Genomic DNA, 26811 nt, shown 5'->3' on the forward strand with positions numbered 1-26811 from the left:
GGCCCTTTCGCGACACGAGGGCAGGCGTGCTTGGCGCTGCAAAACTTGCGACGGGCACCTGTGGTTCTGATGCGGACCAAAACGCTGGGCTCTGGATGGCCGGGGGCGCTTTGCGCCCCTTTCGCGACACAAGGCCGCTCCTACAGGGAAATGCGATCGCCCGTAGGAGCGGCCTTGTGTCGCGAAAGGGCTGCAAGGCAGCCCCAGCGATCTACCTCAGAACCCCATGCTGAAGCTCACCACCACCCCATGGTCACGGTTCTCGCTGGACAGCTGCCCGGAGTACCCAACCCCCAGCTTGCCAGCCGCGCCCACCGACAGGTCCACCCCGGCCTCGACCACCGCCGCGTCCTTGGCGATCGGCACGCCCTCGGTGCTGAACCCTGCGCCACCGTCGATAAAGCGCAGGTCGGCATCAGGCTTGTCGTCGCCGAAGGCATGGCGCCAGCCCAGCGACACCCGCGGGGTGATCTGGCTGCCGTTGTCGAGGGTGATGCGCTTGCCCGCCCGCACACCGACGGTGGAGAAGGTCACGTCCTGCTTGACCTTGCCCTGCAAGCGCCCTGCCCCGCCTTTCTCGTGGGCGGTGTCGCTGTCGTAGTTGACGTAGGCCAGCCCGGCGAACGGCTCCAGGGCGATGCCGCCGGCGTCGATGGCATAGCCCACCTCGCCGAACACCTGGGCGCTGCGCGCCTTGTACTTGGCTTTCAGGCGGTCGCTGTAGCTGCCCACCTGGACATCACGCTTGCTGTCGATGTCGTGCCAGCTGTAGGCCACGCCCATGCGCGCGGCGAAGGCATCCAGCTGGTAACCCAGGTAGGTGGTCAGGTGGTAGCTGTCCACCGTGGCGTCCGAGCGACGACGGTGGGCGTCGATGCTCGAGCGGGTGTAGCCGGCGGCGGCGCCGACCTTCCACTGGTCATCCAGGGCGCGGTCCGCGCCGAGCATGAAGCCCGACAGGTCGCGGTCGACACTGGCATGGCTGCTGCTGCCGTCGTAGGTACCCCAGCCGCCGATGGCACGGATCCAGCCCACCGCCTGGCCCTGGCAACCTTCGCTGGTCAGCTGCTGGTTGGCGGTCGGCGCCAGGGTCCGACGTGGGTCGTCCTGGTTGCTGCAATCGGCCTGGCGCAGGCGGTCGTTGACCGCCTCACGCACGTAGCGCGAATCCTCGATCAGCACCGTCGCGGTACTGGCGTGGATCTCGCCGGACAAGCTGTCGAACGCGGCCTGCGCACCCTGGCTGTCGAGCGGCAGCAGGTTGTTGACCAGCGTCGCCGGCGCCCCGGCACTGCTCAGGGCATTGGCCACGCCGCGCTGGTTGCCGGTGGCGGCAACGTCGGCGAACGAGGTGCCGTTGCGGCTGACCGACAGGGTCACCTGGTTGGCGCCGTAGGCCAGCGCGCTGTTGATGAACGCCGAGTTGGCCAGGTTGGTGGTGGCGAAGGTGCCATTCACCCCGCCCGCGGCGTTGACCACGGTGTACTGGCCGTTGCCGCTGGCGAGGTTGGCCACCATCAGGCTGCCGCCGAGGTTGGCGGTGCCGCCCACGTTCAGGTAGTTCACCGGCGCGGTGCCCAGGTCGATGACCAAGGTCCCGCTGGCGCCGTTGGTGAAGTTGCCCGAGACATTCAGGTTGCCAGCCGGCCCCGGCAGCACGGTGCCGTTGTTGGTCAGCCCGGCGACGGTGCCGTTGCCCGTCAGCGCAGCGCCGTTGGCCACGGTGACCTGGGCGCCGAGGGTGCTGCCCGGATTGGCCGCATCGCCCACTTGCAGCACGCCCTGGTTGACGTTGAAGGCGCCGCTGAATGGCTGGTTGCCGGTTAGCAGCAAGGTGCCGCCGCCTTGCTTGGTGGTGGTGCCGGTACCGCTGAGGGTGCCGTTGAAGGTGCCGTTGCTGCCCTGGGCGAAGACCAGGCTGGCGTTGTTGAGGATGTTGCCTTGCAGGCTGGTGGTGTTGCCGACCAGGGTACCGCCGCTGACGGTGGTGCCACCGCTGTAGGTGTTGGCACCGGCCAGGATCAGGGTACCGGCGTCGAGCTTCTCGATGCCGCCACTGCCCACCAGGGGCGCGCTGACGGTGGCAGTGGCGCCGGCGTTGACCCGTACCGATGCCAGGCTGCCGTCAGGGTCGTTGACCGGGGTCAGGCTGCCGCCGGCACCCGGTACCACCTGGTAGCCGTCGCTGAGGAACTGCAAGCCCTCGAACGACTGGTTGCCGACCACGGTGACGGTACCCGGGGTACCGCCGAACACCGCGTAGCCGCCGCTCCAGCCTTCATTGCTGGTGCCGCTGGCGTTGGTCCAGCCGGTGTTCGAGCCCCAGGTGCCGCTGCCGCCGCCGATGCTGCCATCGGGGTTGGTCTTGCCGCCGTTCCAGAACTGCAGTTCCTCGCCGTAGTTCTGCACCACCAGGTTGATCTGGTTGGCGATGGCGGTCTGCAAGGCCAGGTCGCCCAGCACCACGCTGCCCGGAATGGCGCCGAACACCAGGCCATTGTCGGTGAGCACGCCGCCGTAGCTGAACAGCTGGTACACGCCGGTGCCGAAGCCGCCGGCATCGGTGATGTTCAACGTGCCGTCGAGCACCAGGTTGCCGTTGACCTTGACCACGGTGGTGGAGGCCGCCGGGGCGCCGAGGTTGAAGTCCAGGGCGCTGCCTGAGGCCAGGTCGAGGCTGCCGACGGTGAGCGGCGTGGTGCTCTGCCCGGCCGCCAGGGTGGCGCCGTTGGCCACCTGTACCGCGCCAGCCACGGTGCCGCTGCCGCCCAGGCGGGCGCCGGTGGCGACCTGCACGGTGGCGCTGTCCAGGCGACCGCCCACCAGCAGGCTGCCGGCATTGACGCTGGTGGCGCCGGTAAGGCTGTTGACGCCGGTCAGCAGCAGCTCGCCGGTGCCGTTCTTGGCCAGGGTGCCGGTGCCGCTGAGGTTGCCGGTGTAGCTGCCGTTGCTGTTCTGCTCGAAGGTCAGCGCGGCATTGTTGAGGATGGCGCCCTGCAGGCTGCTGGTGTTGCCCACCACGCTGCCGGCGTTGATCTGGGTGCCGCCGGTGTAGCTGTTGCTGCCGCCCAGGGTCAGCTGGCCGGCGCCGTTCTTGACCAGGCCGCCGCTGCCGCTGATGGCGCCGTTGAGGGTCAGGGCATTGCTGCCGGCGATGGCCAGGGCGCCATTGAGCACGGCGTCGTTGGCCAGGGTCACGGCGCGGTTGCTGTCCAGCGTGGTGCCGGCGGCGGCGGTCAGGGTGCCGCTGCCCAACGCGCTGTCGTTGCCCAGCACCAGGGCGCCGCCGTTGAGCGCGGTACCACCGCTGTAGCCGTTGGCGGCGTTGAGCACCAAGGTGCCGGCATCCTGCTTGGCCAGGCTGCCGGTGCCGTTGAGGGCAACGTTGAGGGTAGCGCTGACACCCGGATTGACCCGCAGGTTGGTGACGCCATTGCCCAGCAGCTCGCCTGCCGCGCCAGCGTCGAGCACGTAGCCGTCGGTGAGGAACTGCAGGCCGCTGATGCTGTGGCTGCCGTCCACGGTGACGGTGCCCGTGGCGCCCTGGAACACCGCGAAGGTGTCGTTCCAGGTGCCGTTGAGCACGCCGTTGACGTCGGTCCAGTTGCTGTTGGTGGCGTTCCAGGTGCCGCTGCCGCCATCGATCAGGCCGTTGGCGACGGTCTGGCTGCCATCCCAGAACAGCACGTTGCTGGCCCCGCCGACCACCAGGTTGACCTGGTTGGCGACCGCGGTCTGCACGGTGAGGTCGGTGACCGGCACCGGCGTGCTGCCAAAGCTCATGCCGTTGTTGACCAGGCTGCCGCCGTAGCTGAACAGGCTATACACCCCGGCACCGAAGCCACCGATATCGGTGATGTTCAGGGTGCCGCCGAGGGTCAGGTTGTTGGCCACGCTGACCAGCGGGCCAGCGCCGGTGCCGGCGGTGCCGAGCGCGGCGTTGAAGTTGGCGCCGTTGCCCAGGCTCAGGTCGCCGGCACTCAGGGTACTGCCACTGGTGGCGTTGAGGTTGCCGCCGTTGGCCACGTTCACCGTGCCGCCCAGGCTGCCGGCACCGGCCAGGCTGGCGCCGCTGGCGACGTTGACGGTGCTGCTGGCCAGGCTGCCATCGACTTTCAGGCTGCCGGCCTGGACGTTGGTGGTGCCGCTGTGGCTGTTGGCGGCGCTGAGGGCCAGGACGCCGACGCCCAACTTGTTGAGGGTACCGCTGCCGCCGATGTTGCCGGCGAAGTTGCCGCCCTCGACATTGAGGCTGTTGCCGGCGGCGATGTCGATCACGCCGCTGCCGCCGATGTCGCCCAGGGTGGTGTTGCCGTCGAGGTTGAGCGTGGCGCCACTGCTGACGTTCAGCTCGCTCTGGGTACCCAGGGCGGTGGTGCCGATGGTGCTGAGGCTGCCGGACAGCAGGTTGAGGACACCGCTGAAGGTGTTGTTGCCCGACAGGGTCAGGTCGGCCAGGCCGCTCTTGTTCAGGGTGCCGGCGCCACTGAGCACGCCAGCCAGGTGCAGGTCGTTGCTGCCAAGCACGTTGAGCACGCCGCCGACATTGACCGGGTTGGCCAGGGTCACGGCGCTGGCGCTGTCGAGGTTGGCATTGCCGGTGACATCCAGGCCGCCGCTGCCGAGGGCGCCGTTGTTGCCGAGCACCAGGGTGCCGGCCTGCAGCTCGGTGCCGCCGCTGTAGGTGTTGGCGCCCATCAGGGCGAAGCGGGCAAGGCCAGCCTTGAGCAGGCGGCCGCTGCCAGCGACGCTGCCGCCGAGGGTCAGGTCGTTGCTGCCCAGCACAGTGAGGTCGCCGCTGACGTTGAGGTTGTTGGCCAGGGTTACCGGCTGGCTGCTGTCCAGGCTGGTGCCGGAGGTGGTGTTCAAGGAGCCGCTGCCCAGGGCGCTGTTGCTGCCCACGACCAGGGTGCCGCCATTGAGCGCGGTGTTGCCGGCGTAGCTGTTGTTGCCGGCCAGCGACAGCCGAGCGCTGCCGGCCTTGACCAGGCCACCGGCGCCACTGATGACGCCGCCCAGGGCCAGGTCGTTGCTGCCGGCGATGTTCAACGGGCCGTCCAGGGTGATGGCATTGCCCAGGGCGACCGCCTGGTTGGCGTCCAGGGTGGTGCCGCTGGCGGCATCGAGCGCGCCGCTGCCCAGGGCGCTGTTGCTGCCCAGCACCAGGGCGCCGCCACTGAGGCGGGTGCCGCCACTGTAGGTATTGGCACCGTTGAGCACCAGGGTGCCGCTGTCGAGCTTGTTGAGCTTGCCGCTGCCGGCCAGGCCGACATCGAGGGTGGCGATCACGCCCGGGTCGACCCGCACGCTGGTGTCGCCGCTGCTGCCGTTGACCAGGTTGAGCGCCCCGGCGGTGCCGGCCAGCAGGCGATAGCCATTGCTGACGAACTGCATGCCGGTGAGGCTCTGGCTGCCGTCGACGGTGACATCGCCTGCCGTGCCCTGGAAGACCGCGAAGGTGTTGCCCCAGGTGTTGTTGGCGGTGCCATTGAGGTCGGTCCAGTTGCTGTTGCTGGCGTTCCACACGCCGCTGCCGCCGTCGACCTGGCCGTTCGCCGTGGTCTGGCTGCCGTCCCAGAACTGCACGTTCAGGCCTGCGGCGCTGACCAGCAGGTTGACCTGGTTGGCCAGGGCGGTTTGCAGGGCCACGTCGCCCAGGCCGACCCCCAATGGCAGGCTGCCGAAGTCGAGGCCGTTGTCGGTCAAGGCGCCGCTGTAGTCGAAGATGCGGTATACGCCGTTGCCGAAGCCACCGATGTTGCTGACGTTGAGGGTACCGTCGAGGGTCAGGTTGCCGCCGACGTTGAACAGCGCGGTGTTGCCGGTGGACGGTGCGCCCAGGCCGGCATCGACGATGGCACCTGCGCCCAGCACCAAGGCGCCGAGGCCCAGGGTGGCGCCGCTGCTGCCAACCAGGTGGCCGCCGCTGGCGATGGTCACCGGGGCAGCGACGTTGCCGCTACCGGCCAGGCTGGCACCACTGGCCACGTTCAGCCCGGCGCTGGTCAGGCTGCCGTCGACTTTCAAGGTACCGGCGTTGACCTGGGTATTGTCTGCCAGGTTGCTGGTCCCGGTCAGGGTCAGGGTACCGCTGCCGACCTTGGTCAGGCCGCCCAGGCCGCCCAGGCCACCGGCGAAGGTGCTGCTGAGGTTGTTGCTGCCCAGGCTCAGCACGCTGCCGACGCCGACATCCACCTGGCCGCTGCCGGTCAGGCTGCCGAGGCTGGCATTGCCATTGAGATTGAGCTGGCCACTGGCGCCGACGTTGAGGGTATCGACGTTGGCCAGCACACCGCTGCCGAGGGTGGTGAGGGAGCCGGCCTGGACGTCGACATTGCCGGCGAAGGTCTTGACGCCGACCAGGGTCAGGTCGTCGACGCCAGTCTTGACCAGGTTGCCGCTGCCGCCGAGGTCGCCGCTGAGGATCAGGGCATTGGCGGCATCGACGGTGAGGTTGGCAGCATTGCTCAGGGCGATGGTGTTGCCCAGGGCCATGGGGGCGCTGTTGGCCAGGACGGCGTCGGCGGTGACCGACAGGGTACCGGTGCCCAGCGCGCCGCTGCTGCCCAGGGTCAGACGCCCGGCGTTGAGCTCGGTCCCGCCCTGGTAGCCGTTGTTGCCATTGAGGGTCAGGTTGCCGCTGCCGTTCTTGCTCAGGCCGGCGGTGCCGTTGAGCACGCCATTGAGGGTCAGGTCGTTGCCGCCATCGACGCTCAGGCCGGCATTGAGGGTAACGTTGTTGGCCAGGGTGGTGCTGGTGGCGCTGCTCAGGCTCGCGGCACCGGCAACGGTCAGGGCGCCCTGCCCCAAGGCATTGTCGTTGCCGACCACCAACCGGCCGGCGCCGAGGGTGGTGCCGCCCAGGTAGTTGTTGGCGCCATTGAGGGTCAGGGTGCTGGCACCGGCCTTGTTCAGGCCGCCGACGCCATCCACCACGCCGGTGAGGGTCAGGTCGGCGCTGCCTGGCAGGTTGAGGGTGCCGCCCAGATGCAGGTTGTTGGCCAGGGTGGCACCGGCGCCAGCGACATCGAGGCTGGTGTTGGCGCCAGTGCTGAGGGCACCGCTGCCCAGCGCGGTGTTGCTGCCGACCACCAGGGTGCCGGCGTTGAGGGTGGTGCCGCCGCTGTAGGTGTTGTTGCCGTTGAGGGTCAGGCTGGCGGCGCCATTCTTGACCAGGCCATTGTTGCCGGAGACCACGCCGCCGAGGGTCAGCGCCTGGCTGCCGCCGAGGGTCAGGTTGCCACCGGCGAGGTTGACCGCATTGGCCAGCACCAGTGCCTGGCTGGCGTCGAGGCCGGCGCCGCCGTTGACGGTCAGGGCCCCGCTGCCCAAGGCGCCGGCATTGCCCAGCAGCAGGCTGCCGGCCTGCAGCGAGGTGCCGCCAGCATAGGTGTTGCTGCCATTGAGCACCAGCTGCCCGGCGCCCAGCTTGTTCAGCGCCCCGGCACCGCTGACTAGCCCATCGAGGGTCAGGCCCTGGGCATTGTTGATCGCCAATGTGGCAGCAGTGCCCAGGCCGATGGCATTGGCCAGTTGCAGCGCCCCGGTGGTGGCCAGGGTGCTGTTGCCGGTCACCGCCAGGTTGCCGCTGCCCAGCGCGGTGTTGTTGCCCAGCGTCAGGGTGCCAGCGCCAAGCGTGGTAAGGCCTTGATAGGTGTTGGCGGCGCCAAGGGTCAGGTTGCCGCTACCGGTCTTGGTCAGGCCGCCGGTACCGCTGATCACGCCGTTCAACGTCAGGTCGTTGTTGCCAGTCAGGCCAAGGGTGTCGTTCAGTACCACCTGGTTGGCCAGGGTCAGGGCGCCGGTGGTCGCCAGGTTGCTGGCGCCGCCGACAACAAGGTTGGCGGAACCCAAGGCCTGGTTGTTGCCCAGGGTAAGCGTGCCGGCATTGAGGATCACGCCGCCAGCCAAGGTGTTGGCGCCACTGAGGGTGAGGTTGCCGGCACCGTTCTTGGTCAGGCTGCCGGCACCGGTGACCAGCCCGCCCAGGCCCAGGTCGTTGCTGCCGGCGATGGTGAGGTTGCCCCCCAGGTTGACGGTGTTGCCAAGAGTGATCGCCGAGGCGCTGTCCAGCGTGGTCCCGGCAGCCGCGTTGAGCTGGCCCAGGCCGAGGGCGCTGGCGCTGCCGAGCACCAGGGTGCCGGCATTGAGATTGGTGTTGCCGAGATTGCCATTGGTGCCGTTCAGGGTCAGGGTGCCGCTGCCGTTCTTGGTCAGGCCGCCGACGCCGATGACGTTGCCGCCCAGGGTCAGGTTCTGTGCCCCGGCGATGCTCAGGTTGCCGGCCAGGTTGATCTGGTTGGCCAGGGTGACGTTGGCATTGCTGCTCAGGGTGGTGCCGCCAGCTGCGTTCAGGGTACCGCTGCCCAGCGCAGTGTTGCTACCGACCACAAGGGTGCCACCGTTCAGGCTGGTAGTGCCCTGCTGGCTGTTGCTGGCGTTGAGGGTGAGCGTACCGGCGCCGTTCTTGATCAGGCCACCGCTGCCGCTGAGCGCACCGTTGAGGGTGAGGTCATTGCTCCCCGGCAAGCTGAGGTTGGCGTTCAGGGCGATGGTATTGGCCAATGCCAGGTTGCCGGTGGTGTCCAGGCTGGCAGCACCGGTGACGGTCAGGCCGCCGGTGCCCAGCGCCTGGGCATTGCCCAGGGTCAGGGTGCCGGCACCCAGGCTGGTGCCACCGCTGTAGGTGTTGGCGTTACCCAGGGTCAGGTTGGCGCCGCCGTTCTTGACCAGGCTGCCAAGCCCCGAGACCACGCCGGACAAGCCCAGGTCGGCGGAACCGGCAACGGTCAGGGCACCGCTGAGGCTGAAGGCGTTGCCGAGGGTGACGGCGGTGTTGCTGTCCAGGGTAGTGCTGTTGGCGGTGCTGACCGCGCCGCTGCCGAAGGCGCTGTTGTTGCCGACCACGATCGTGCCGCCATTGAGCAAGGTGCCACCGGTGTAGGTGTTGGCGCCGTTGAGCACCAGGGTGCCGCTGTCGAGCTTGGCCAGTTGGCCGCTGCCAGAGAGCCCAACGTTGAGGGTCGCGGTGACGCCTGGGTCGACACGCACGGCGAAGGCGCCGTTGCTGGCGTTGACCAGATTCAGGCCGCCGGCGCCGATCAGGCGGTAGCCATTGGTGACGAACTGCAGCCCGGTAGCGGCCTGGGTACCGGCCACGGTGACATCCCCCGCGGTGCCCTGGAACACCGCGAAGTCGCTGCCCCAGCTGCCATTGAGCACGCCGTTGACGTCGGTCCAGTTGGTGTTGCTGCCATCCCAGGTGCCGGTGCCGCCGTCGATCACGCCGTTGGCGACGCTTTGGCTGCCATCCCAGAACTGCACAGTGCTGCTGGCGCCACCGACCAGCAGGTTGACCTGGGTGCCGATCGAGGTCTGCACCTGCAGGTCGCCGGGCAGCATGCTGCCGGGCACGTTGCCGATCAGCAGGCCGTTGTCGACCAGGGCGCCGGTGTAGTCGATCAGCCGGTAGATACCGGTGCCGAAACCGCCGATATCGGTGACGTTGAGGGTACCGTCCAGGGTCAGGTTGCCGTTGACGTTGACCAGTCGGGTGCCGCCACTTGCAGGCGAGCCCAGGCCGACATCGAAGATCGAGCCGCTGTGCAAGGTCAGCGCGCCGGTGGTCAGGGTCGCGCCGCTGTTGGCCAGCAGGTGCGCACCGTCGGCGATATCGACCGGGCCCAGCAGGCTGCCGGTGCCGCCCAGGCTGGCGCCGGTATTGACCTGCACGCCGGCGCTGGCCAGCGAGCCGCTGACATTGAGCAGGCCGCCGTTGACCGTGGTGGTGCCGCCGATGACGTTGCTGCCGGACAGCTCGAAACTGCCGGTACCGGTCTTGGTCAGCCCGCCGGCACCGGCCAGGGCACCACTGAACACGCTGTTGAGGTTGTTGCCACCCAGGGTCAGGGTGCTGCCGCCGCTGATATTCACCGTACCGGCACCGCCCAGGCCACCAATGGTGGCACTGGCGCCGAGGTTCAGGTTGGTGCCGGCGCCGAGGGTGACCCCGAAGGTATTGCCCAGGGCCGTGCCGCCCACCGTGGTGATGCTGCCGCCGAGCAGGTCGATGGCACCGCTGAAGGTATTGTTGCCGCTCAGGGTCAGATCGGAGGTGCCGGTCTTGATCAAGCCGCCGGTACCGCCGACCACCCCACCCAGGGCCAGGTTGGTGCTGCCGCCAAGGGTGAGGTTGGCGCCCAGGTTGACGTCGTTGCCCAGGGTCATCGCCACGCTGTTGACCAGGGTCGCGGCGCCGCCGACGTTCAGCGCGCCGCTACCGAGCGCCGCGGCATTGGCCAGGGTCAGGGTGCCGGCGTTGAGGTTCAGCCCGCCGCTGAAGGTGTTGGCCCCCGACAGGGTCAGGTTGGTACTGCCGTTCTTGGTCAAGGCGCCCGCGCCGCTGATCACCCCGCCGAGGGTGGTGGCGTTGCTGCCCGGCAGGGTCAGGGTGGCGCCACCGGCGAGGTTGATGGCGTTGCCCAGGTTGAGGGCGCCGCTGCCTTCGAGGCTGGCGTTGCCGCCCACGCTCAGGGCGCCGCTGCCGATGGCGTTGTTGTTGCCCAGGGTCAGCAGGCCGGCGTTGAGGGTGGTGCCGCCGCTGTAGGTGTTGTTGCCGTTGAGGGTCAGCCCGGCGCTGCCGTTCTTGACCAGCGCGCCCGTGCCGCTGATCAGCCCGCCGAGGGTGGTGGCGTTGCTGCCCAGCACGGTCAGGGTATTGGCGCCGAGGTTGATGCCGTTGGTCACGGCAACGGCGGTGCTGGCGTCGAGGTTGGCGTTGCCGCCCAGGGTCAGGGCTCCGATGCCCAGCGCGGTGTTGCTGCCCAGGGTCAGGGTGCCGGCATTGAGTTGGGTGCCGTTGGTGTAGAGGTTGTTGCCGCTCAGGGTCAGGTTGGCGCTGCCGTTCTTGACCAGCGAGCCAATGCCGCTGACCACGCCGCTCAGGCCCAGGTTGGCGCTGCCATCGATGGTCAGCGGACCGGCGATGGTGACATCGTTGGCCAGGCTGACCGCAGTGCTGGCATCCAGGTGGGTACCGGCCAGGGTATTGAGGGCCCCGGTACCCAGCGCGGTGTTGCTGCCGACCACCAGCGTGCCGGCGTTCAGGCGGGTGATGCCGCTGTTGCTGTTGGCCCCGGTCAGGGTCAGCGTGGTGGCGCCGTTCTTGGTGATGCCGCCGCTGCCGGCGATGGTGCCGCTCAGGGTCAGGTCGTTGCTGCCGGGCAGGATGAAGTTGCCCGCCAGGTTGAGCGCGTTGGCAAGGTTCAGGCCGGCGGCGCTGGTGTCCAGGGTGGTGTTGTTGGCGGCGTTCAAGGCGCCGGTGCCCAGCGCGGTATTGCTGCCGACCACCAGGGTGCCGGCATTGAGCGCGGTGGCGCCGCTGTGGCTGTTGTTGCCGCTCAGGGTCAGGGTGGCGCTGCCGTTCTTGACCAGGCCGCCAGTGCCGCTGAGCGTGCCGGCCAGGGTCAGGTTGCTGGTGGTAGGCAAGGTCAGGTCGGCGCCGAGGTTGACTGCGTTGTTCAGGGTCATCGCCGTCGAGTTGGCCAGGGTCGCGGCGCCGCCGACGTTGAGCGCGCCGCTGCCCAGGGCGGCGGCGCTGGCCAGGGTCAGGGTGCCGGCGTTGAGGTTCAAGCCGCCGCTGAAGGTGTTGGCGCCGCTGAGGGTCAGGTTGGTGCTGCCGTTCTTGGTCAGCGCGCCGGTGCCGCTGATCACCCCGCTCAGGGTGGTGGTGTTGCTGCCCGGCAGGGTCAGGGTGTTGCCGGCCAGGTTGATGGCGTTGCCCAGGTTGAGGGTGCCGCTGCCGTCGAGGCTGGCGTTGCCGCCCAAGGTCAGCGCGCCAGTGCCCAGGGCGTTGCTGTTGCCCAGGGTCAGCAGCCCGGCGTTGAGGGTGGTGCCGCCACTGAAGGTGTTGTTGCCGTTGAGGGTCAGGCCGGCATTGCCGCTCTTGACCAGGGCACCGGTGCCGCTGATCTGGCCGGTCAGGGTGGTGGCGTTGCTGCCCAGCACGGTCAGGGTGTTGCCGCCCAGGCTGATGCTGTTGGTGGCGGCGACGGCGGTGCTGGTGTCGAGGTTGGCGTTGCCGCCCAGGGTCAGGCCGCCGATGCCCAGCGCGGTGTTGCTGCCCAGCACCAGGGTGCCGGCATTGAGCTGGGTGCCGTTGGTGTAGTTGTTGTTGCCGCTCAGGGTCAGGCTGGCGTTGCCGTTCTTGACCAGCGAGCCAAGGCCGCTGAGCTGGCCGCTCAGGCCCAGGTTGGCGGTGCCATCGATAGTCAGCGGGCCGGCGATGATCGCATCGTTGGCCAGGCTGACCGCGGTGCTGGCATCCAGGTGGGTGCCGGCGGCGGTGTTGAGGGTGCCGGTGCCCAGCGCGGTATTGCTGCCCACCACCAGGGTGCCGCCGTTGAGGAAGGTCGAGCCGCTGTTGCTGTTGGCGCCGGTCAGGGTCAGCGTGGTATTGCCGGCCTTGGTGATGCCACCGCTACCGGCGATCACGCCACTCAGGGTCAGGTCGTTGCTGCCGGGCAGGTTGAGGTTGCCGGCCAGGTTGAGGCCGTTGGCGATGTTCAGGCCGGCGACGCTGGTGTCCAGGGTGGTGTTGGCGGCGGCGTTGAGGGTGCCGGTGCCCAACGCGGTGTTGCTGCCCAGCACCAGGGTGCCGGCATTGAGCGCGGTGGCACCGCTCTGGGTATTGTTGCCGCTGAGGGTCAGCGTGGCGCTGCCGTTCTTGATCAGGCCGCCGCTGCCGCTGAGGGTGCCGGCCAGGTTGAGGTTGTTGGCGCCGGAAAGGGTCAGGTTGGCGCCGAGGTTGACGGCGTTGTTCAGGGTGGTGGCCACAGTGGTGGACAGCGTCGAGGCGCCGCCGACGGTCAGCGCGCCGGTGCCCAGGGCCGCGGCATTGGCCAGGGTCAGGGTGCCGGCGTTGAGGCTCAGGCCGCCGCTGAAGGTGTTGGCGCCGCCCAGGGTCAGGCTGCTGGCGCCGTTCTTGATCAGCGCGCCGGTACCGCTGACGACACCGCTGAGGGTGGTGTTGCTGGTGCCCGGCAGGGTCAGGGTGTTGCCGCCCAGGTTGACCGCGTTGCCCAGGTTGACCGCCACGCCGGCGTCGAGGCTGGCGTTGCCGCCCAGGCTCAGCGCGCCGGTACCCAGGGCATTGTTGTTGCCCACGGTCAGCACCCCGGCGTTGAGGGTGGTGCCGCCGCTGAAGGTGTTGCTGCCATTGAGGGTCAGGCCGGCACTGCCGTTCTTGGCCAACGCGCCGGTGCCGCTGAGCACCCCGCCCAGGGTCGTCGCGCTGGTGCCCAGCAGGCTCAGGGTATTGGCCCCCAGGTTGATTGCGTTGCCCAGGTTGACCGCGGTGCTGGCATCGAGGCTGGCATTGCCGCCCAGGGTCAGCGCACCGCCGCCCAGGGCGTTGTTGTGGCCCACGGTGAGTGCGCCGGCGTTGAGCGTGGTACCGCCACTGAAGGTGTTGTTGCCATTGAGGGTGAGCGCGGCGCTGCCATTCTTGACCAGCGCGCCGGTGCCACTGATGACGCCACCCAAGGTGGTGGCATTGCTGCCTGGCAGGGTCAGCGTATTGCTGGCGAGGCTGATGGCGTTGCCCAGGCTCACGCCGGCACTGGCATCGAGGGTGGCGTTGCCACCCAGGGTCAGCGCGCCGCTGCCTAGCGCGCTGCTGTTGCCGAGGGTCAGCTTGCCGCCGGCCAGGCTGGTGCCACCACTGTAGGTGTTGACGCCATTCAAGGTCAGGTCGGCCGCGCCGGTCTTGGCCAGCGCGCCGCTGCCACTGATCACGCCGCCCAGGGTCGTGGCGTTGTTGCCCGGCAGGCTCAGGGTGTTGCCGCCCAGGGCGATGGCGTTGCCGAGGTTGAGCGCCGCGGCGCTGTCGAGGGTGGCGTTGCCGCCGAGGGTCAGCGCGCCGGTGCCCAGCGCGCTGTCGCCGCCGAGGATGAGCGTGCCGGTGTTCAGGGTGGTGCCGCCGGTATAGCTGTTGATGCCGTTCAGGGTCAGGTTGGCGCTGCCGCTCTTGACCAGCGAGCCGCTGCCGCTGAGCACGCCGCCGAGGGTCAGGGCATTGCTGCCGGGCAGGCTCAGCGCCGCGTTGAGGGTGACGGCGTTGTTCAGCACCAGCGGCACGCTGCCTTGCAGGCTGCCGGCGCCGCTGACGGTCAGGCCGCCGCTGCCGAGCGCCGCGGCGCTGGTCAGGTTGAGGCCGCCCGCGGCGAGGGTGGTGCCACCGCCATAGGTGTTGCTCGCGCCGAGGGTGAGCAGGCCGGCACCGGTCTTGGTCAACCCACCAACCCCGGAAACCACGCCGTTGAGGGTCATGTCGGTGGCGCCGCCGACGTTCAGGCCCGCATTGAGCACCAGCGCGTTGGCCAGGCTCAAGCCACCGACCGTGCCCGCCAGGCCGCCACCGTTGGCGGTGATGACCCCGCTGCCGAAGGCACTGGCGTTGTCGAAGTTGAGCTGGCCGCCGTTGAGGGTGGTCTGGGTGGTGCCGTTGAGCACCTGGCCGATCAGGCTCCAGGTGCCGCTGTCGACGATCAGGCGATTGAAGTTGATGTAGTTGCTGGCGTTGATGGTGCCACTGCCACCGGTGCCACTGCCGCCACCGATGGCGTTCTGCAACGCCAGGGTATTGTCGCCGCCGGCGCCGCCGTCGATCTTGCCGGCCGGCGCGAACGCCAGGTTGGGGTTGCCGGTGACCAACAGGGCGAGCCCGACACCTGCGCCGGCGCTGACAGTGGAGCCGGTCACGGCATTGAAACGGTTGGTGCTGTTGGCACCCATCGACAGGCTGCCGGTCAGGCTGCCGACGTTGGTGAAGGTGTTGCCGGTGGCAGAGGTCTGGAATGCGGTACGCCCGAGCAACGTCCCGGTGTTGGTGAAGTTCACCGTGCCGCCGCCGCTCACGGCGACGATCGGGGTGTCCTCGCTGAGGATGGTCAGGCCCACCAGCGGCGTGGAACCGATGGTCCCGGCGTTGGTGATCGTGGTGGTCCCGGCGGCGCCGTTGCGCACATCCATGGCCATGCCGGTGAGGTTGAGCAGGTTCGCGCCGAGCACCGCCCCCGTGCCCTTGATGGTGCCGCCCAGGTTGTTGTTGATGGTCAGGTTGCCGGAGGTACCGGTGCTGCCGATCACCACGCCCGTGGACTGCAGGCTGAGCAACCCCAGCAGCGTGGGGTCGATGGTGCCTGAGTTGTTCAAGGTGTTGCCGCTGCCGGTCAGCGTCAGCGCGGTGCCCCCTACCCCCAGCAGTACCCCAAGGCCGGCACCGGGCTGGACGTTGACCGTCAGGCCGTTGGTGCTGTTGGAATAACTCGGCGCCAGCGGGTTGGCCGCCCCGCTACAGGTCACCACCCCCGCGTTGAGCGTGCAGGCCGCCAGTGCCTGTTCGCTGGTCAGCCCCAGGGCCATGCCCCCAACCGCCAGACTGACGGCCAGGGATAGTTGAGATAAACGGGCAGGCAAACGGGCGGCAACAATTCTGTCCACGGAGAGCTCCTTCGTGGATCAGGCGGTTCAGTCCCTGAATGCGTGAACAGCGCTTGTTGCAGTGAATCTGGGCACGCGAACGGCGAAACACCTGACCATGGCTACAAATTTTCCTTTGCTGGAATGTGTAGCCGCTCACAGCCGACTGGCTGGGGGTCAGGGTCGATCAAATGGTGTTAATACTTTATCGAGGCGGCACGTGTTTCGCGGGTTTCAGCCGCTTGCTGGTTGGATCCAACCGACGAACGGTCATGGCGAATGGCCAATATGCTCGCAGCGCTGCGACAAAGCCGCCTGCGCAGCGCCTGCCGCGCTTGGCGCTCGAGCAGCCATCAAGCGACCTCGGCGCCCTCCTCTGGCCAATGCGGCTCGTTGGCCCCCGGCGGGGTCAATGGCGGTAGGCCATAGGCGGCACGCGCCTCATCGCAACTGGGGTTGTGCACGCCGTTTTCCCACGACGCCTCGAACTCTCGGCACGGGCTGGAACGGTTCTCATAAATGGAGCACGCCACTTGCGTGCCGATCTCGCCAGCGAGGCTCACGCAGCGGCAAGGCTTGGCGTCGGTACCGATCATGGCGACACGGGTCGGGTTGATCTGCACCACCAGATCGTCGGGCACCAGGCCGCCGGCGGACTGGCACTCACCCCAGAAGAAAGACACACGAAAGTAGCCGCAGCAGGCGCCGCAGGACATGCAAGGATTCTGTTCGGACATGATGGCCAGGAAGGGAGGTTGTTGTTATCCGGGCGAGCGCCCGCGGCGCTATTTGTAATCCAGGCACGAACGGCTGAGAAGAGGGGCACAGCAAAAAAAGATCGCCGCTGATCGGCGCAAAGGCATCGCGGGGCCAGCCCGCCCCCACGCCATGCACGATGTGGGAGCGGGCTGGCCCCGCGATAAGCCAGGGGGACAGCTTACTTGCAGGTCAACCCATCGGCCCGGAACATCTGGCGAATGCCGCGGATGGCCTGGCGGATGCGGTCCTGGTTCTCGATCAGGGCGAAGCGCACGTGATCGTCGCCGTAATCACCGAAGCCAATCCCCGGCGATACACAGACCTTGGCCTCGGCCAGCAGCTTCTTGGCGAACTCCAGCGAGCCCAGGTGTGCATACTGCTCGGGGATCTTCGCCCAGACGTACATCGAGGCCTTGGGGTTCTCGACCATCCAGCCCAGCTCGTGCAGGCCCTTGACCAGCAGGTTGCGACGTTGGCGGTACTGCTCGGCGATGTCGCGCACGCACTGCTGGTCACCCTCCAGCGCGGCGATGGCCGCTACCTGCAACGGGGTGAAGGTGCCGTAGTCGTGGTAGCTCTTGATCCGCGCCAGCGCGCTGACCAACTCGGGGTTGCCGACCATGAAGCCGATCCGCCAGCCGGCCATGTTGTAGCTCTTGGACAGGGTGAAGAACTCCACCGCGATGTCCTTGGCCCCCGGCACCTGCATGATCGACGGCGCCTTCCAGCCGTCGTAGACGATATCGGCATAGGCCAGGTCGTGCACCACCAGCACGTCGTACTGCTTGGCCAGTGCCACCACGCGCTCGAAGAAGTCCAGCTCGACGCACTGGGCGGTGGGGTTGGACGGGAAGCCGAGGATCATCATCTTCGGCTTGGGGATCGACTCGCGGATCGCCCGCTCCAGCTCGTTGAAGAAGTCCACGCCCGGCACCAGCGGTACGGAACGCACCTGGGCCCCGGCGATTACCGCGCCATAGATGTGGATCGGGTAGCTGGGGTTGGGCACCAGCACGGTGTCGCCGTGATCGAGGGTGCCGAGCATCAGGTGCGCCAGGCCCTCTTTCGAGCCGATGGTGACGATGGCCTCGCTTTCCGGGTCGATCTCGACCGCGTAGCGTTCCCGGTACCAGTTGGAGATGGCCCGGCGCAGGCGTGGAATCCCACGGGAGGTGGAGTAGCCATGGGTGTCGTCGCGCTGGGCGACCTGCACCAGCTTCTCGACGATGTGCGGCGGCGTGGCACCGTCGGGGTTGCCCATGCTCAGGTCGATGATGTCCTCGCCACGGCGGCGGGCGGCCATCTTGAGTTCGGCGGTGATGTTGAAGACGTAGGGGGGAAGACGATCGATGCGCGCGAAGCGGCGCGGCGAACCTGGGTTGGCCATGTGTTCCTCGAGAGACGTAAGCGCCCGGAACCGTCCGAGCGACGCTGGCCGCAGCGGCGGCCGAATCAGAAGATAATCCCGTAGAGTATTTTTCGTAAAGGGTAATTTTCTGTTTTATTAGAATTTTTCAGACGCATAAATTGAAAATCAAAAAAAAACAGAACAACACAACCCCTGTGGGAGCGCCCTTGTGTCGCGAAAGGGCTGCGCAGCAGCCCCAGCATTTATGGGGTGCTGCATAAATCCTGGAGCCGCGATGCGGCCCATTCGCGACACAAGGCCGCTCCCACAGAACAGACCTGGCCAGTCAGTACACCTGCACCCGCCACAGCTCACGCGACGCCGAGGCGGCGCTCATCGGCAGGCGCCCGTGCAAGGTCTGGTAGTTGTCGATCAGCACCAGGTCACCCGCCTGCCACTCATGGGCAATCAGGCATTCGGGGTCGTAGACCAGTTCGTCGAGCTGGCTGATCAATGCCTGCTGGAAGTCATCGTCGTGCCCCTGCACTTTCTGTTCGAGGGTCTGCAACGACGACTGGCAACCCTCCTGGTAGCGCAGTACCCGCTCGCCGCTGCGCGGGTCGAGGTCGACCAGCGAGTAGCTGCGCGGCGAACCGCCGAAATAGGTCATGCGCGTGTAGTAGGTCAAATCGATGCCCTGCCACTGGCGGGCGGTGCGCAGGCCAACCTTGCGCAAGGCGTTGCGGCTGTCGACGATGGTGGTCTGCCCCTCGCCCGGTTGTGGCGGCGTCTTGCAATACAGCATGAAGGTGTGGGCGCAGAACTTCGGGTCGCGCTGCACCAGCGGATCGCTGTCGGGCAGCATGTTGAGGTCCCAGTGCAAGGGCGTCTTCTCCAGGGAATGCACCACGCCTTGCGGCTGGTCGGCCGGCTTGACCACGTGCACCTCGCCGAAAGCCCAGCGGTAGATGGTGCCGAAACGCTCGCAGTCGCTGGCGAACTGCTGCTGGTCGGCATACTCGCAGCCCCTCAGGCAGACGAAACCGAAACGCCGCACCAATGCCTGCAAGGTCTCGCGGGACAAGCGCTGCCAGCCCAGGCCCAGCGGATCGGTCACCACCAGCCCGAACAAGGGGAGCTTCTGCAAGGCGAAGTCGAACCCCTCCAGCGCCTCGCCGGCTGTTTCGTGGAACAGCCACGGCTGACCCTGCCAGGTCACCTGCACATGCCGCGCGGGGTCGATCTCGGCACGACCGCGCAAGGTCTGCCGACCGTCCAGCTGAAGCAGCGGTACCGCGTGCCAGGGGCTGGCCACGCGAGCCAGGCCCTCGGCCAGGGCCAGGCTGAACTTGGGCCCGGCGTTGTCGTACTGGTGCACCGACAAGCGCACATGGCCGGGGAAGAAGCGCTCGACCGCGGCGTTCAGTGCCTGGCCCCGCAGCATCATCTGGTAAGCCTTGTGGCTGATCTGACGCAGGTGCTCGTCCTCATCCTGCCCAGGCTGGCGACACAGGCGCAGGTCGTTGTACAGGTGGCTACAGAGCTTGTCGTGGGTGCGCCCCAGCGCTTCGTCCTGGCGGCACTGCTCAATCAAGGCCTCGAGGTTCTTCCATGGCAGCCGCGCCTGCTTGACCAGCGTGGCACGCAGGGCCTCCGGGCTGCTGGCCTGCGGAAACAAGTCCTGCATGCTCACCCAGCGGATGCAATGGGTGGTGCACAGGCTACGCAGCGCTCGGTTGTAGGCACGGCGCACCTCGTCCGGCACCCCGACGATATCGTTGAAGGTAGTGCCGTCGCTGAGAATGGCGATCTCGCAGCCTGGGGCATGCAGCTCGGCGATTTCCTGGGCCAGGCGATCCAGGCGCTCGATGGCCATTACCTCGCCGTAGTCAGGCAGCACGCCGAAGGTCTTGTCGCGCTCGTTCGGCGACTTGCAGGGGAACCCAGGCAGCACCATGCGCAGCGGCTCTGCGCTGTCGAAACAGTGGGCCAGGTCGCGGGCCAGGTGCAGCCTGCCCGCCGATTCGAAACGGTCACCCTCGGCCTTGAGCAGATATCCGTCCAGCACCTGGCTGACGGCGGTGATCCAGCTGTCCTTGTCTTGCATGTCCTGTCTTCCTTGAAAGGGCTGTTAGCGCGAACCGGTCGCCGCTGCGGGATGGCTCGCACTGGGGCGCGCCGGCTCCGGGCGCAGGGCCCGGAGCAGGTGCAGGGGTTGCTCGCAAAAAAACCTCGGGCGCTGTTCGAGCAGGGCCTCGCGCCCGCCGTAGCCCCAAGCGACGGCAGCGGCAGGCATGCCCGCAGCCTGGGCGGTCAGCAGGTCGGTCGGGGTGTCGCCGACGAACAGGCAATGGGCCGGCGCCACCTCCAGCAAGCGCGAGGCTTGCAGGGCAATGTCCGGGGCGGGCTTGAGCGCCGCCCCCTGGCGATGCCCAAGCACCGCGACGAAACCTGGCCTCGGCAGCAATGCCTCCACCACCTGCTCGGCGAGCGCCTGGGCCTTGTTGGTGACCACCACCATGGGCAAGCCCTTGGCGGCGACCGTCTCGAGCAGTGCCAGGCAACCGGCAAACACGCGTGAGCGCTGGACCAGGTTGCCCTGGTAACACTGCGCGTAATCCGCCAGCAGTTGCTCCTGGCGCTGCGCATCGAGGCCCTTGGCGGCGCGCTCGATCATTGCCGATACCCCGCCGCCAATCATCGCCCGCACCTGTTGCAAGGGCAGCGTTGCCAGGCCATGGCGCACGAGTATGTGATTCAGGCTCCAGGCAATATCGGGCAGGGTATCGACCAGCGTGCCGTCGAGATCGAACAGTACCGCGCGCACCTCGTTGTGCGTCGCCATCAGTGAGCACTGGCGTAGTGGCAAGGCCGACCGCGGCGGAACACCAGGCGGCTATAGCGTTCGTCGACATTGCTGCGCCGGTCGAGGGTGACGACCCCACGCCGCTTGACCGCCACCGAGTGCCAGGGGGTTCGCCACAGGTCGCTGGTGGGCACCAGGCGGATGCCGATCTTGCTCGACACCGCTAGCTGCGGGTGAATCGACAGGCGCAGGCAGTGCGGGTAGCGCTTCTGCAACAACGCGCTCCACGCTTCGCTGCGTTGGATGACCCGCTGCGAGGCGGGCTTGGCCACCTTCTTCACCGCGTTCATGCTCATGCCGGCGAATTCGAGCAGGCCCGAGTAGTCCTCGGCGAGGAACCGATGAATGCCGCAATACATCAGCTTCATGTGCTCCTCATTCTCGAAGCGCTGCTGCAACACCCGCAGCGACTGCCCATGCTCGATCATCAGCTCTTCGCGCATGGAGTCCAGGCAGCTCAACTGCGCATAGGCATCCTTGAGGTCGAACAGGCTGAAACGCCCGGGGTGGTGCTGATCGGCATAGCGCTGGATATCGTCGGTATAGGCCTGCACATGCGCATCAGGCACCCGGACCAGGTCGGAGAAAACATACCCGTCCGAACAGATGCGAATGATTGCCCCCGGCGCATGCAAGGCACGGATGTCCTCGCACAGCAGGCCCAGTTCATCCAGGGCATGGTGCTCCGCCAGATCAGGGAGCGGGCCGAGGGTTTTCTGACGATTGGGCGACTTGCCCGGGAAGGCTGGCAGGACCATTTCCACCGGCAGGTTTTGCTCGAGCGCCCGCAAAACCTTGGGCAGATGTGGCGCGAGCACGGCTTCGTCCAAGGTGCCGTCCTGCCCCGGGGCGAGGCTGCGGCGACGGAACAGGCACTCGAGAATGGCCCGTGCAGTGTCGGTGGGCGAAGCGGCTTGGCGTTGGCGCGGCAACGCGCCGCACGCCGACAGAGCGATGCTCGTATCGGTCATGGAACAGTCCTTTGTCATGTGGATGGATCCGGATGGATCGCGGCCAACCTTGGCCGTCAGGTCGTCCTGACCTGCGGCGCATAAAATCCTGGAAAGGTCATGCGCTGTCAACTGGCCTCTCGGCGAATTGTTCCGCGGGGCAAAAAAAAACGCCCCGGCAAGCCGGGGCGTCTTTCACAGCATGAACGTTTCAGCGTGCATAGGTCATCAGCACATCGGCCGCGGTCTGGCTGTCCACGCCCATCATCACGCTCAGCGCAGTGACGGTGAGGATGGAGAAGCCGAATACCTTGCGCGCCCACTTGCTGTCGTCCTCGGCCTTGTAGCCGCCCCAGGCCATGTACAACCAGTACAGGCCCATGGCCGCCGCCACGGCGAGGTAACCCAGGCCGGCGTAGCCGCCCAGGGTCAGCATCAGGGTCGCCAGCACGAAGGCCAGCACGTACAGGACGATCTGCTTCTTCGCCGCGAGGATACCGCGCGCCACCGGCAACACCGGAATGTTGGCGGCGCTGTAGTCCTTGAAGCGGAAGATGGCGATGGCGAAGCTGTGCGGCATCTGCCACAGGCTGAACATCACCAGCAGGGTCACCGCGGCCAGGTCGAAGCTGTTGCTCACGGCGCAGTAGCCGATCACCGGAGGCATGGCACCGGACAGGCTGCCAACCAAGGTGCCGTGCACCGATTTACGCTTGAGCCACAGGCTGTAGAAGCCGACGTAGACCACGAAACCGACCAGGGCGCAGAACGCCGCCAGCGGATTGGCCTGTACATACAGCAGGCTGAAACCCGCCACCCCAAGCAGGGTGGCGTAGATCAGCGCGAGGGGCAGCGACATGCCGCCCTGCACCATGACGCGGTTCTTGGTGCGCTCCATCTTGTGGTCGATGTCGCGGTCGATGCAGTTGTTGAACACGCAACCGGACGCCACCACCAGGGAAGTACCTACCACCACCGCCAGGAACAGGGCGAAGTCCACATGGCCCTTCGCGGCAAGGAAGAATCCGCCTGCCACGGAAAGCACGTTACCGAAAATGATCCCCGGTTTGGTGATTTGGATAAAGTGCTTCACGGACATGCAGTCTTACCTCACTTGGCCAGCATTTCGAAGTGGATGCTGAACATGATCCACAGCGACAGGCCGACCAGCAGTGCAATTACCAGAACGGTGAACAGGAACGTCGACACGTTGGAACGCTGCTCTTTCGAGCGGTCCATGTGCAGGAAGTACACGAGGTGCACTACCACCTGGATGACGGCCATGGCCACCACGATCAGGACGGTCAGGTTCTTCGGCAGGCTTGGGTACATCACCAGGCCGAACGGGATCGCGGTCAGGATGATCGACAGGATGAAGCCGATCATGTAGGACTTCACGCTGCCGTGGTTGCCTTCGTGATGAGTGTCGTGTGCGCTAGCCATTACAGAACCCCCAGCAGGTAGACGACGGTGAACACGCAGATCCAGACCACGTCCAGGAAGTGCCAGAACAGGCTCAGGCAGCTCATGCGGGTCTTGGCGGTCGGCGTGATGCCGTGCTTGTTGATCTGGTACATCATGATTGCCATCCAGATCAGACCGGCAGTCACGTGCAGGCCGTGGGTACCGACCAGCGCGAAGAACGCCGACAGGAAGCCACTGCGCTGCGGGCCGAAGCCTTCGGCGATCAGGTGATGGAACTCATAGATTTCCATCGCGATGAAGCCTGCACCGAACAGGAAGGTCACAGCCAACCAGCCCAGTACACCGGCCTTGTTGCCGGCGAACATCTTCAGCATGGCGAAGCCGAAGGTGATCGAGGACAGCAGCAGGAACGCGGTTTCAACCAGCACGAAGTCGAGCTGGAAGATGTCGTGACCCGACGGGCCGCCGGCGAAACCGCCGGACAGCACCGCGTAGGTGGCGAAGAGCGACGCAAACAGGATGCAGTCGGTCATCAGGTACAGCCAGAAACCGAGGACGGTCATCTGGCCCGAGTCGTGGTGGTGGTCATCGTGTGCATGGTCATGACCATGCGCGCCACCGTGGATTACTTGACTGGACATTGATTACACCCGTTCAAACGATTCGACACGTGCGCCGCCGGCAGGCAGTGCACCAGCGTTGGCCAGCGCTTTCATGCGCTCGCCTTCGATGCGCGCCACTTCTTCGGCCGGAACCATGTAGCCCTGGTCGTCACGCGCGGCGTGGCGAACGAAGACTGCGATGGTTGCCACCAGGCTCGCGCCCACCAGCCACCAGATGTGCCAGATGAAGGCGAAACCGAACACGGTCAGCAACAGGCCCATGAACAGACCGGTGGAGGTGTTGCTCGGCATGTGGATGGCTTCGTACTTGGCAGGCGCCTTGTACGCAGCACCGGCTTGCTTGGCTTCGTGCCAGGCGTCCAGGCCAACATGCTCAGGCATGTGCGCGAAGTTGTAGAACGGAGGTGGCGACGAAGTCGACCATTCCAGGGTACGGCCGCCCCATGGGTCGCCGGTGACGTCCATGTTGTCCTTGCGATCGCGAACCGAGACGTAGATCTGGATCAGCTGGCAAGCGATACCGAACAGGATCAGCACGGCGCCGACCACGGCTACGTACAGGTAGGGTTCCCACAGCGGGTTGTCGGAGTGGTTCAGACGACGGGTCATGCCCATGAAGCCCAGGGCGTACAGCGGCATGAACGCAACGTAGAAGCCGGAGATCCAGAACCAGAAGGCAGCTTTGCCCCACTTCTCGTTCAGGGTGAAACCGAAGGCTTTCGGGAACCAGAAGGCGAAGCCGGCGATGTAGCCGAACACTGCGCCACCGATGATCACGTTGTGGAAGTGGGCGATCACGAACAGGCTGTTGTGCAGAACGAAGTCGGCACCTGGAACGGCCAGCAGAACGCCGGTCATGCCACCGATCGAGAAAGTGACCATGAAGCCCAGGGTCCACATGATCGGCGCGGTGAAGCGCAGACGGCCCTGGTAGATGGTGAACAGCCAGTTGAACAGCTTCACACCGGTCGGAATGGAGATCAGCATCGTCGCCAGGCCGAAGAAGGTGTTGACGCTGGCGCCGGCACCCATGGTGAAGAAGTGGTGCAGCCAGACCGCAAAGCCGAGGATGGCGATCGCGCCCGATGCATAGATCATCGAGTGGTGACCGAACAGGCGCTTGCCTGCGAAGGTCGAGGTGACTTCCGAGAACACGCCGAAGGCCGGCAGGATCAGGATGTAGACCTCAGGGTGACCCCACGCCCAGAACAGGTTGACGTACATCATCGGGTTCCCACCAAGCTCGTTGGTGAAGATGTGGAAGTCCAGATAACGGTCAACAGTCAGCAGTGCGAGTGCGGCGGTCAGGATCGGGAAGGAAGCGACGATCAGCACGTTGGCCCAGGTGCAGGTCCAGGTGAAGATCGGCATGTCCATCAGCTTCATGCCAGGGGCGCGCATCTTCATCACGGTGACGAGGAAGTTCACGCCGGTCAGCGTCGTACCCAAGCCTGAGAGCTGTAGCGCCCAGATGTAGTAGTCGACACCCACCCCAGGGCTGTACTGGATACCCGCCAGCGGCGGATAGGCCACCCAGCCGGTCTTGGCGAATTCACCAACGCCCAGCGAGATGTTGACCAGCAGCACGCCTGCCAGCAGCAGGTAGAAGCTCAGGGAGTTCAGGAACGGGAAGGCAACGTCACGTGCACCGATCTGCAGAGGAACCGCGAGGTTCATCAGGCCGGTGAAGAACGGCATCGCCATGAAGATGATCATGATCACACCGTGGGCGGTGAAGATCTGGTCATAGTGTTCAGGCGGCAGGTAGCCTTCCGAGCCACCGGTGGCGGCGGCCAACTGGGTACGCATCATGATGGCGTCGGCGAAGCCGCGCAGCAGCATGACCATCGCGACGATGATGTACATCACGCCGATTTTCTTGTGGTCGACCGTGGTCAACCACTCGGTCCACAAGTACGACCACTTGCGGAAATAGGTGATGGCACCAACGACAGCGATACCACCGAGCGCGATCATGGCAAGCGTCACCATGACTATCGGCTCGTGATACGGTATCGCCTCCAGAGTTAATTTACCGAACATCTCTTACTCCTCTGCACCGGCAGCTGGTTGCATACTCGATTCCACACCCTTGGTAGTGGCCAGGTCTTTGCTGCCTGCTTCTTCGTGGTTCGGACGACCGCGGTTCATGCCTTCGTACTTGTCGACGATGCGCTGGAACTGGTCAGCCGGAGCCTCGCTGTACAGCGCGACTGGGTTGTTTTCGCTTGCTTTGGCCAGGGCGTCGTATTCGGCCTGGTCCAGTTTCTTCGGCGAAGCCTTCACCTCGGCGACCCATGCATCGAAGTCGGCTTGCGAAGTGGCGGTTGCCTTGAATTTCATACCGGTGAAGCCGGCGCCGCTGTAGTTGGCGGAGATACCGTCGAACTCACCGTTCTCGTTGGCGATCAGGTGCAGTTTGGTGGTCATGCCAGCCATTGCGTAGATCTGGCCACCCAGGCCCGGGATGAAGAAGGAGTTCATCACGGCGTCGGAGGTAACACGGAAGTTGACCGGGGTGTTGGCCGGGAAGACGATCTTGTTGACCGTGGCGATGCCCTGTTCCGGGTAGATGAACAGCCACTTCCAGTCCAGCGCGACCACGTCGATCTGCACCGGCTTCACGTCGGAATCCAGTGGACGGTACGGGTCCAGCTTGTGGGTGGAGTGGTAGGTGAAGTAACCCAGGGCGATGATGATCAGGATCGGGATGATCCACACCGCGGCTTCGATCTTGGTCGAGTGCGACCAGTCGGGGGTGTAGGTGGCTGCCTTGTTGGAAGCACGGTACTTCCAGGCGAACGCCAAGGTCATGATGATCACGGGCACGACCACCAGCAGCATCAGGCCGGTGGCGATCAGGATCAGGTTCTTCTGCTCAATGCCCACCTGGCCCTTCGGATCGAGCAGGGTCCAGTTGCACCCACTGAGTAAAAGCATGCCTAAAAAGGGCAATATGCCAAACAGTCTGGGGTAACGCTTTTTACTCATCTCACGACCTCTAGATCAGCTTGCTTCAATGCAATTTGTGTTTTGGTAGCCAACACTTCGTCCTGCCAAGTGCGGCAATTGGCGCCCGTACTCGCCCCTGCCCGGATCCGACTGCAGGATCTTGGCGTCAAGCGGGTTAGCGGTGCTTATGGTTTCGTAGGCAACAGGCCTGTACTTCAGACCAAGTCCATTTGGTGCGGGAAAACGCGGAGGGGTGTCCGCCCGGTATCGCCGTTGGGCGAAACTTGTCGAAGTCAGCAAATGGAAAGCGCTGCGGCTCCCATCAATCCTGCGACTCGCAAGCAGTGCCGAACGGAAATTGGGGGCGATTGTAGATAGGTCGCCCAACGATGACTATGACTTATTGAG

Annotated in this window: 11 protein-coding genes; all 11 read right to left on the reverse strand. The window is 66.1% G+C overall.

Features of this window, described 5'->3' with window-relative positions; translation table 11 throughout:
* Positions 1-216 precede the first annotated feature (216 nt).
* On the reverse strand, positions 217-15501 hold the full coding sequence (locus KSS95_RS23370; RefSeq protein ID WP_217850093.1) for an autotransporter-associated beta strand repeat-containing protein: 15285 nt from the start codon (positions 15499-15501) through the stop codon (positions 217-219).
* A 332-nt stretch (positions 15502-15833) separates the two neighbouring features.
* Positions 15834-16217: a YkgJ family cysteine cluster protein gene (locus KSS95_RS23375; RefSeq protein ID WP_217850095.1), complete on the reverse strand. Its 384-nt coding sequence runs from the start codon at positions 16215-16217 to the stop codon at positions 15834-15836.
* Between the two features lie 200 nt (positions 16218-16417).
* Positions 16418-17626: an alanine transaminase gene (gene alaC / locus KSS95_RS23380; protein ID WP_217850097.1), complete on the reverse strand. Its 1209-nt coding sequence runs from the start codon at positions 17624-17626 to the stop codon at positions 16418-16420.
* A gap of 307 nt (positions 17627-17933) precedes the next feature.
* Complete coding sequence (locus tag KSS95_RS23385) at positions 17934-19694, reverse strand: isocyanide synthase family protein (RefSeq protein WP_217850098.1); 1761 nt, start codon at positions 19692-19694, stop codon at positions 17934-17936.
* 24 nt (positions 19695-19718) lie between these two features.
* Complete coding sequence (locus KSS95_RS23390; protein ID WP_217850100.1) at positions 19719-20432, reverse strand: HAD family hydrolase; 714 nt, start codon at positions 20430-20432, stop codon at positions 19719-19721.
* Complete coding sequence (locus KSS95_RS23395) at positions 20432-21424, reverse strand: isocyanide synthase family protein (RefSeq protein ID WP_217850102.1); 993 nt, start codon at positions 21422-21424, stop codon at positions 20432-20434. The genes KSS95_RS23390 and KSS95_RS23395 overlap by 1 nt, the downstream gene beginning before the upstream one ends.
* A gap of 190 nt (positions 21425-21614) precedes the next feature.
* On the reverse strand, positions 21615-22502 hold the full coding sequence (gene cyoE, locus KSS95_RS23400) for a heme o synthase (RefSeq protein WP_186658830.1): 888 nt from the start codon (positions 22500-22502) through the stop codon (positions 21615-21617).
* 11 nt (positions 22503-22513) lie between these two features.
* A complete protein-coding gene (cyoD, locus tag KSS95_RS23405; protein WP_217850104.1) occupies positions 22514-22846 on the reverse strand; it encodes a cytochrome o ubiquinol oxidase subunit IV in 333 nt (110 codons plus the stop codon).
* Positions 22846-23469 (reverse strand): cytochrome o ubiquinol oxidase subunit III, encoded by a 624-nt coding sequence (gene cyoC, locus KSS95_RS23410; protein WP_217850106.1) that lies wholly within the window; start codon positions 23467-23469, stop codon positions 22846-22848. Before cyoC ends, cyoD begins: the two co-directional genes overlap by 1 nt.
* Positions 23470-23472: 3 nt before the next feature.
* A complete protein-coding gene (gene cyoB, locus KSS95_RS23415; protein ID WP_134690015.1) occupies positions 23473-25494 on the reverse strand; it encodes a cytochrome o ubiquinol oxidase subunit I in 2022 nt (673 codons plus the stop codon).
* A 3-nt stretch (positions 25495-25497) separates the two neighbouring features.
* The gene (gene cyoA, locus KSS95_RS23420) at positions 25498-26442 is read right to left on the reverse strand and encodes a ubiquinol oxidase subunit II (protein ID WP_102682486.1); all 945 of its coding nucleotides are present in this window, start codon (positions 26440-26442) and stop codon (positions 25498-25500) included.
* Positions 26443-26811 lie beyond the last annotated feature (369 nt).

It is taken from the genome of Pseudomonas muyukensis (assembly GCF_019139535.1).
Taxonomy (GTDB): Bacteria; Pseudomonadota; Gammaproteobacteria; order Pseudomonadales; family Pseudomonadaceae; genus Aquipseudomonas; species Aquipseudomonas muyukensis.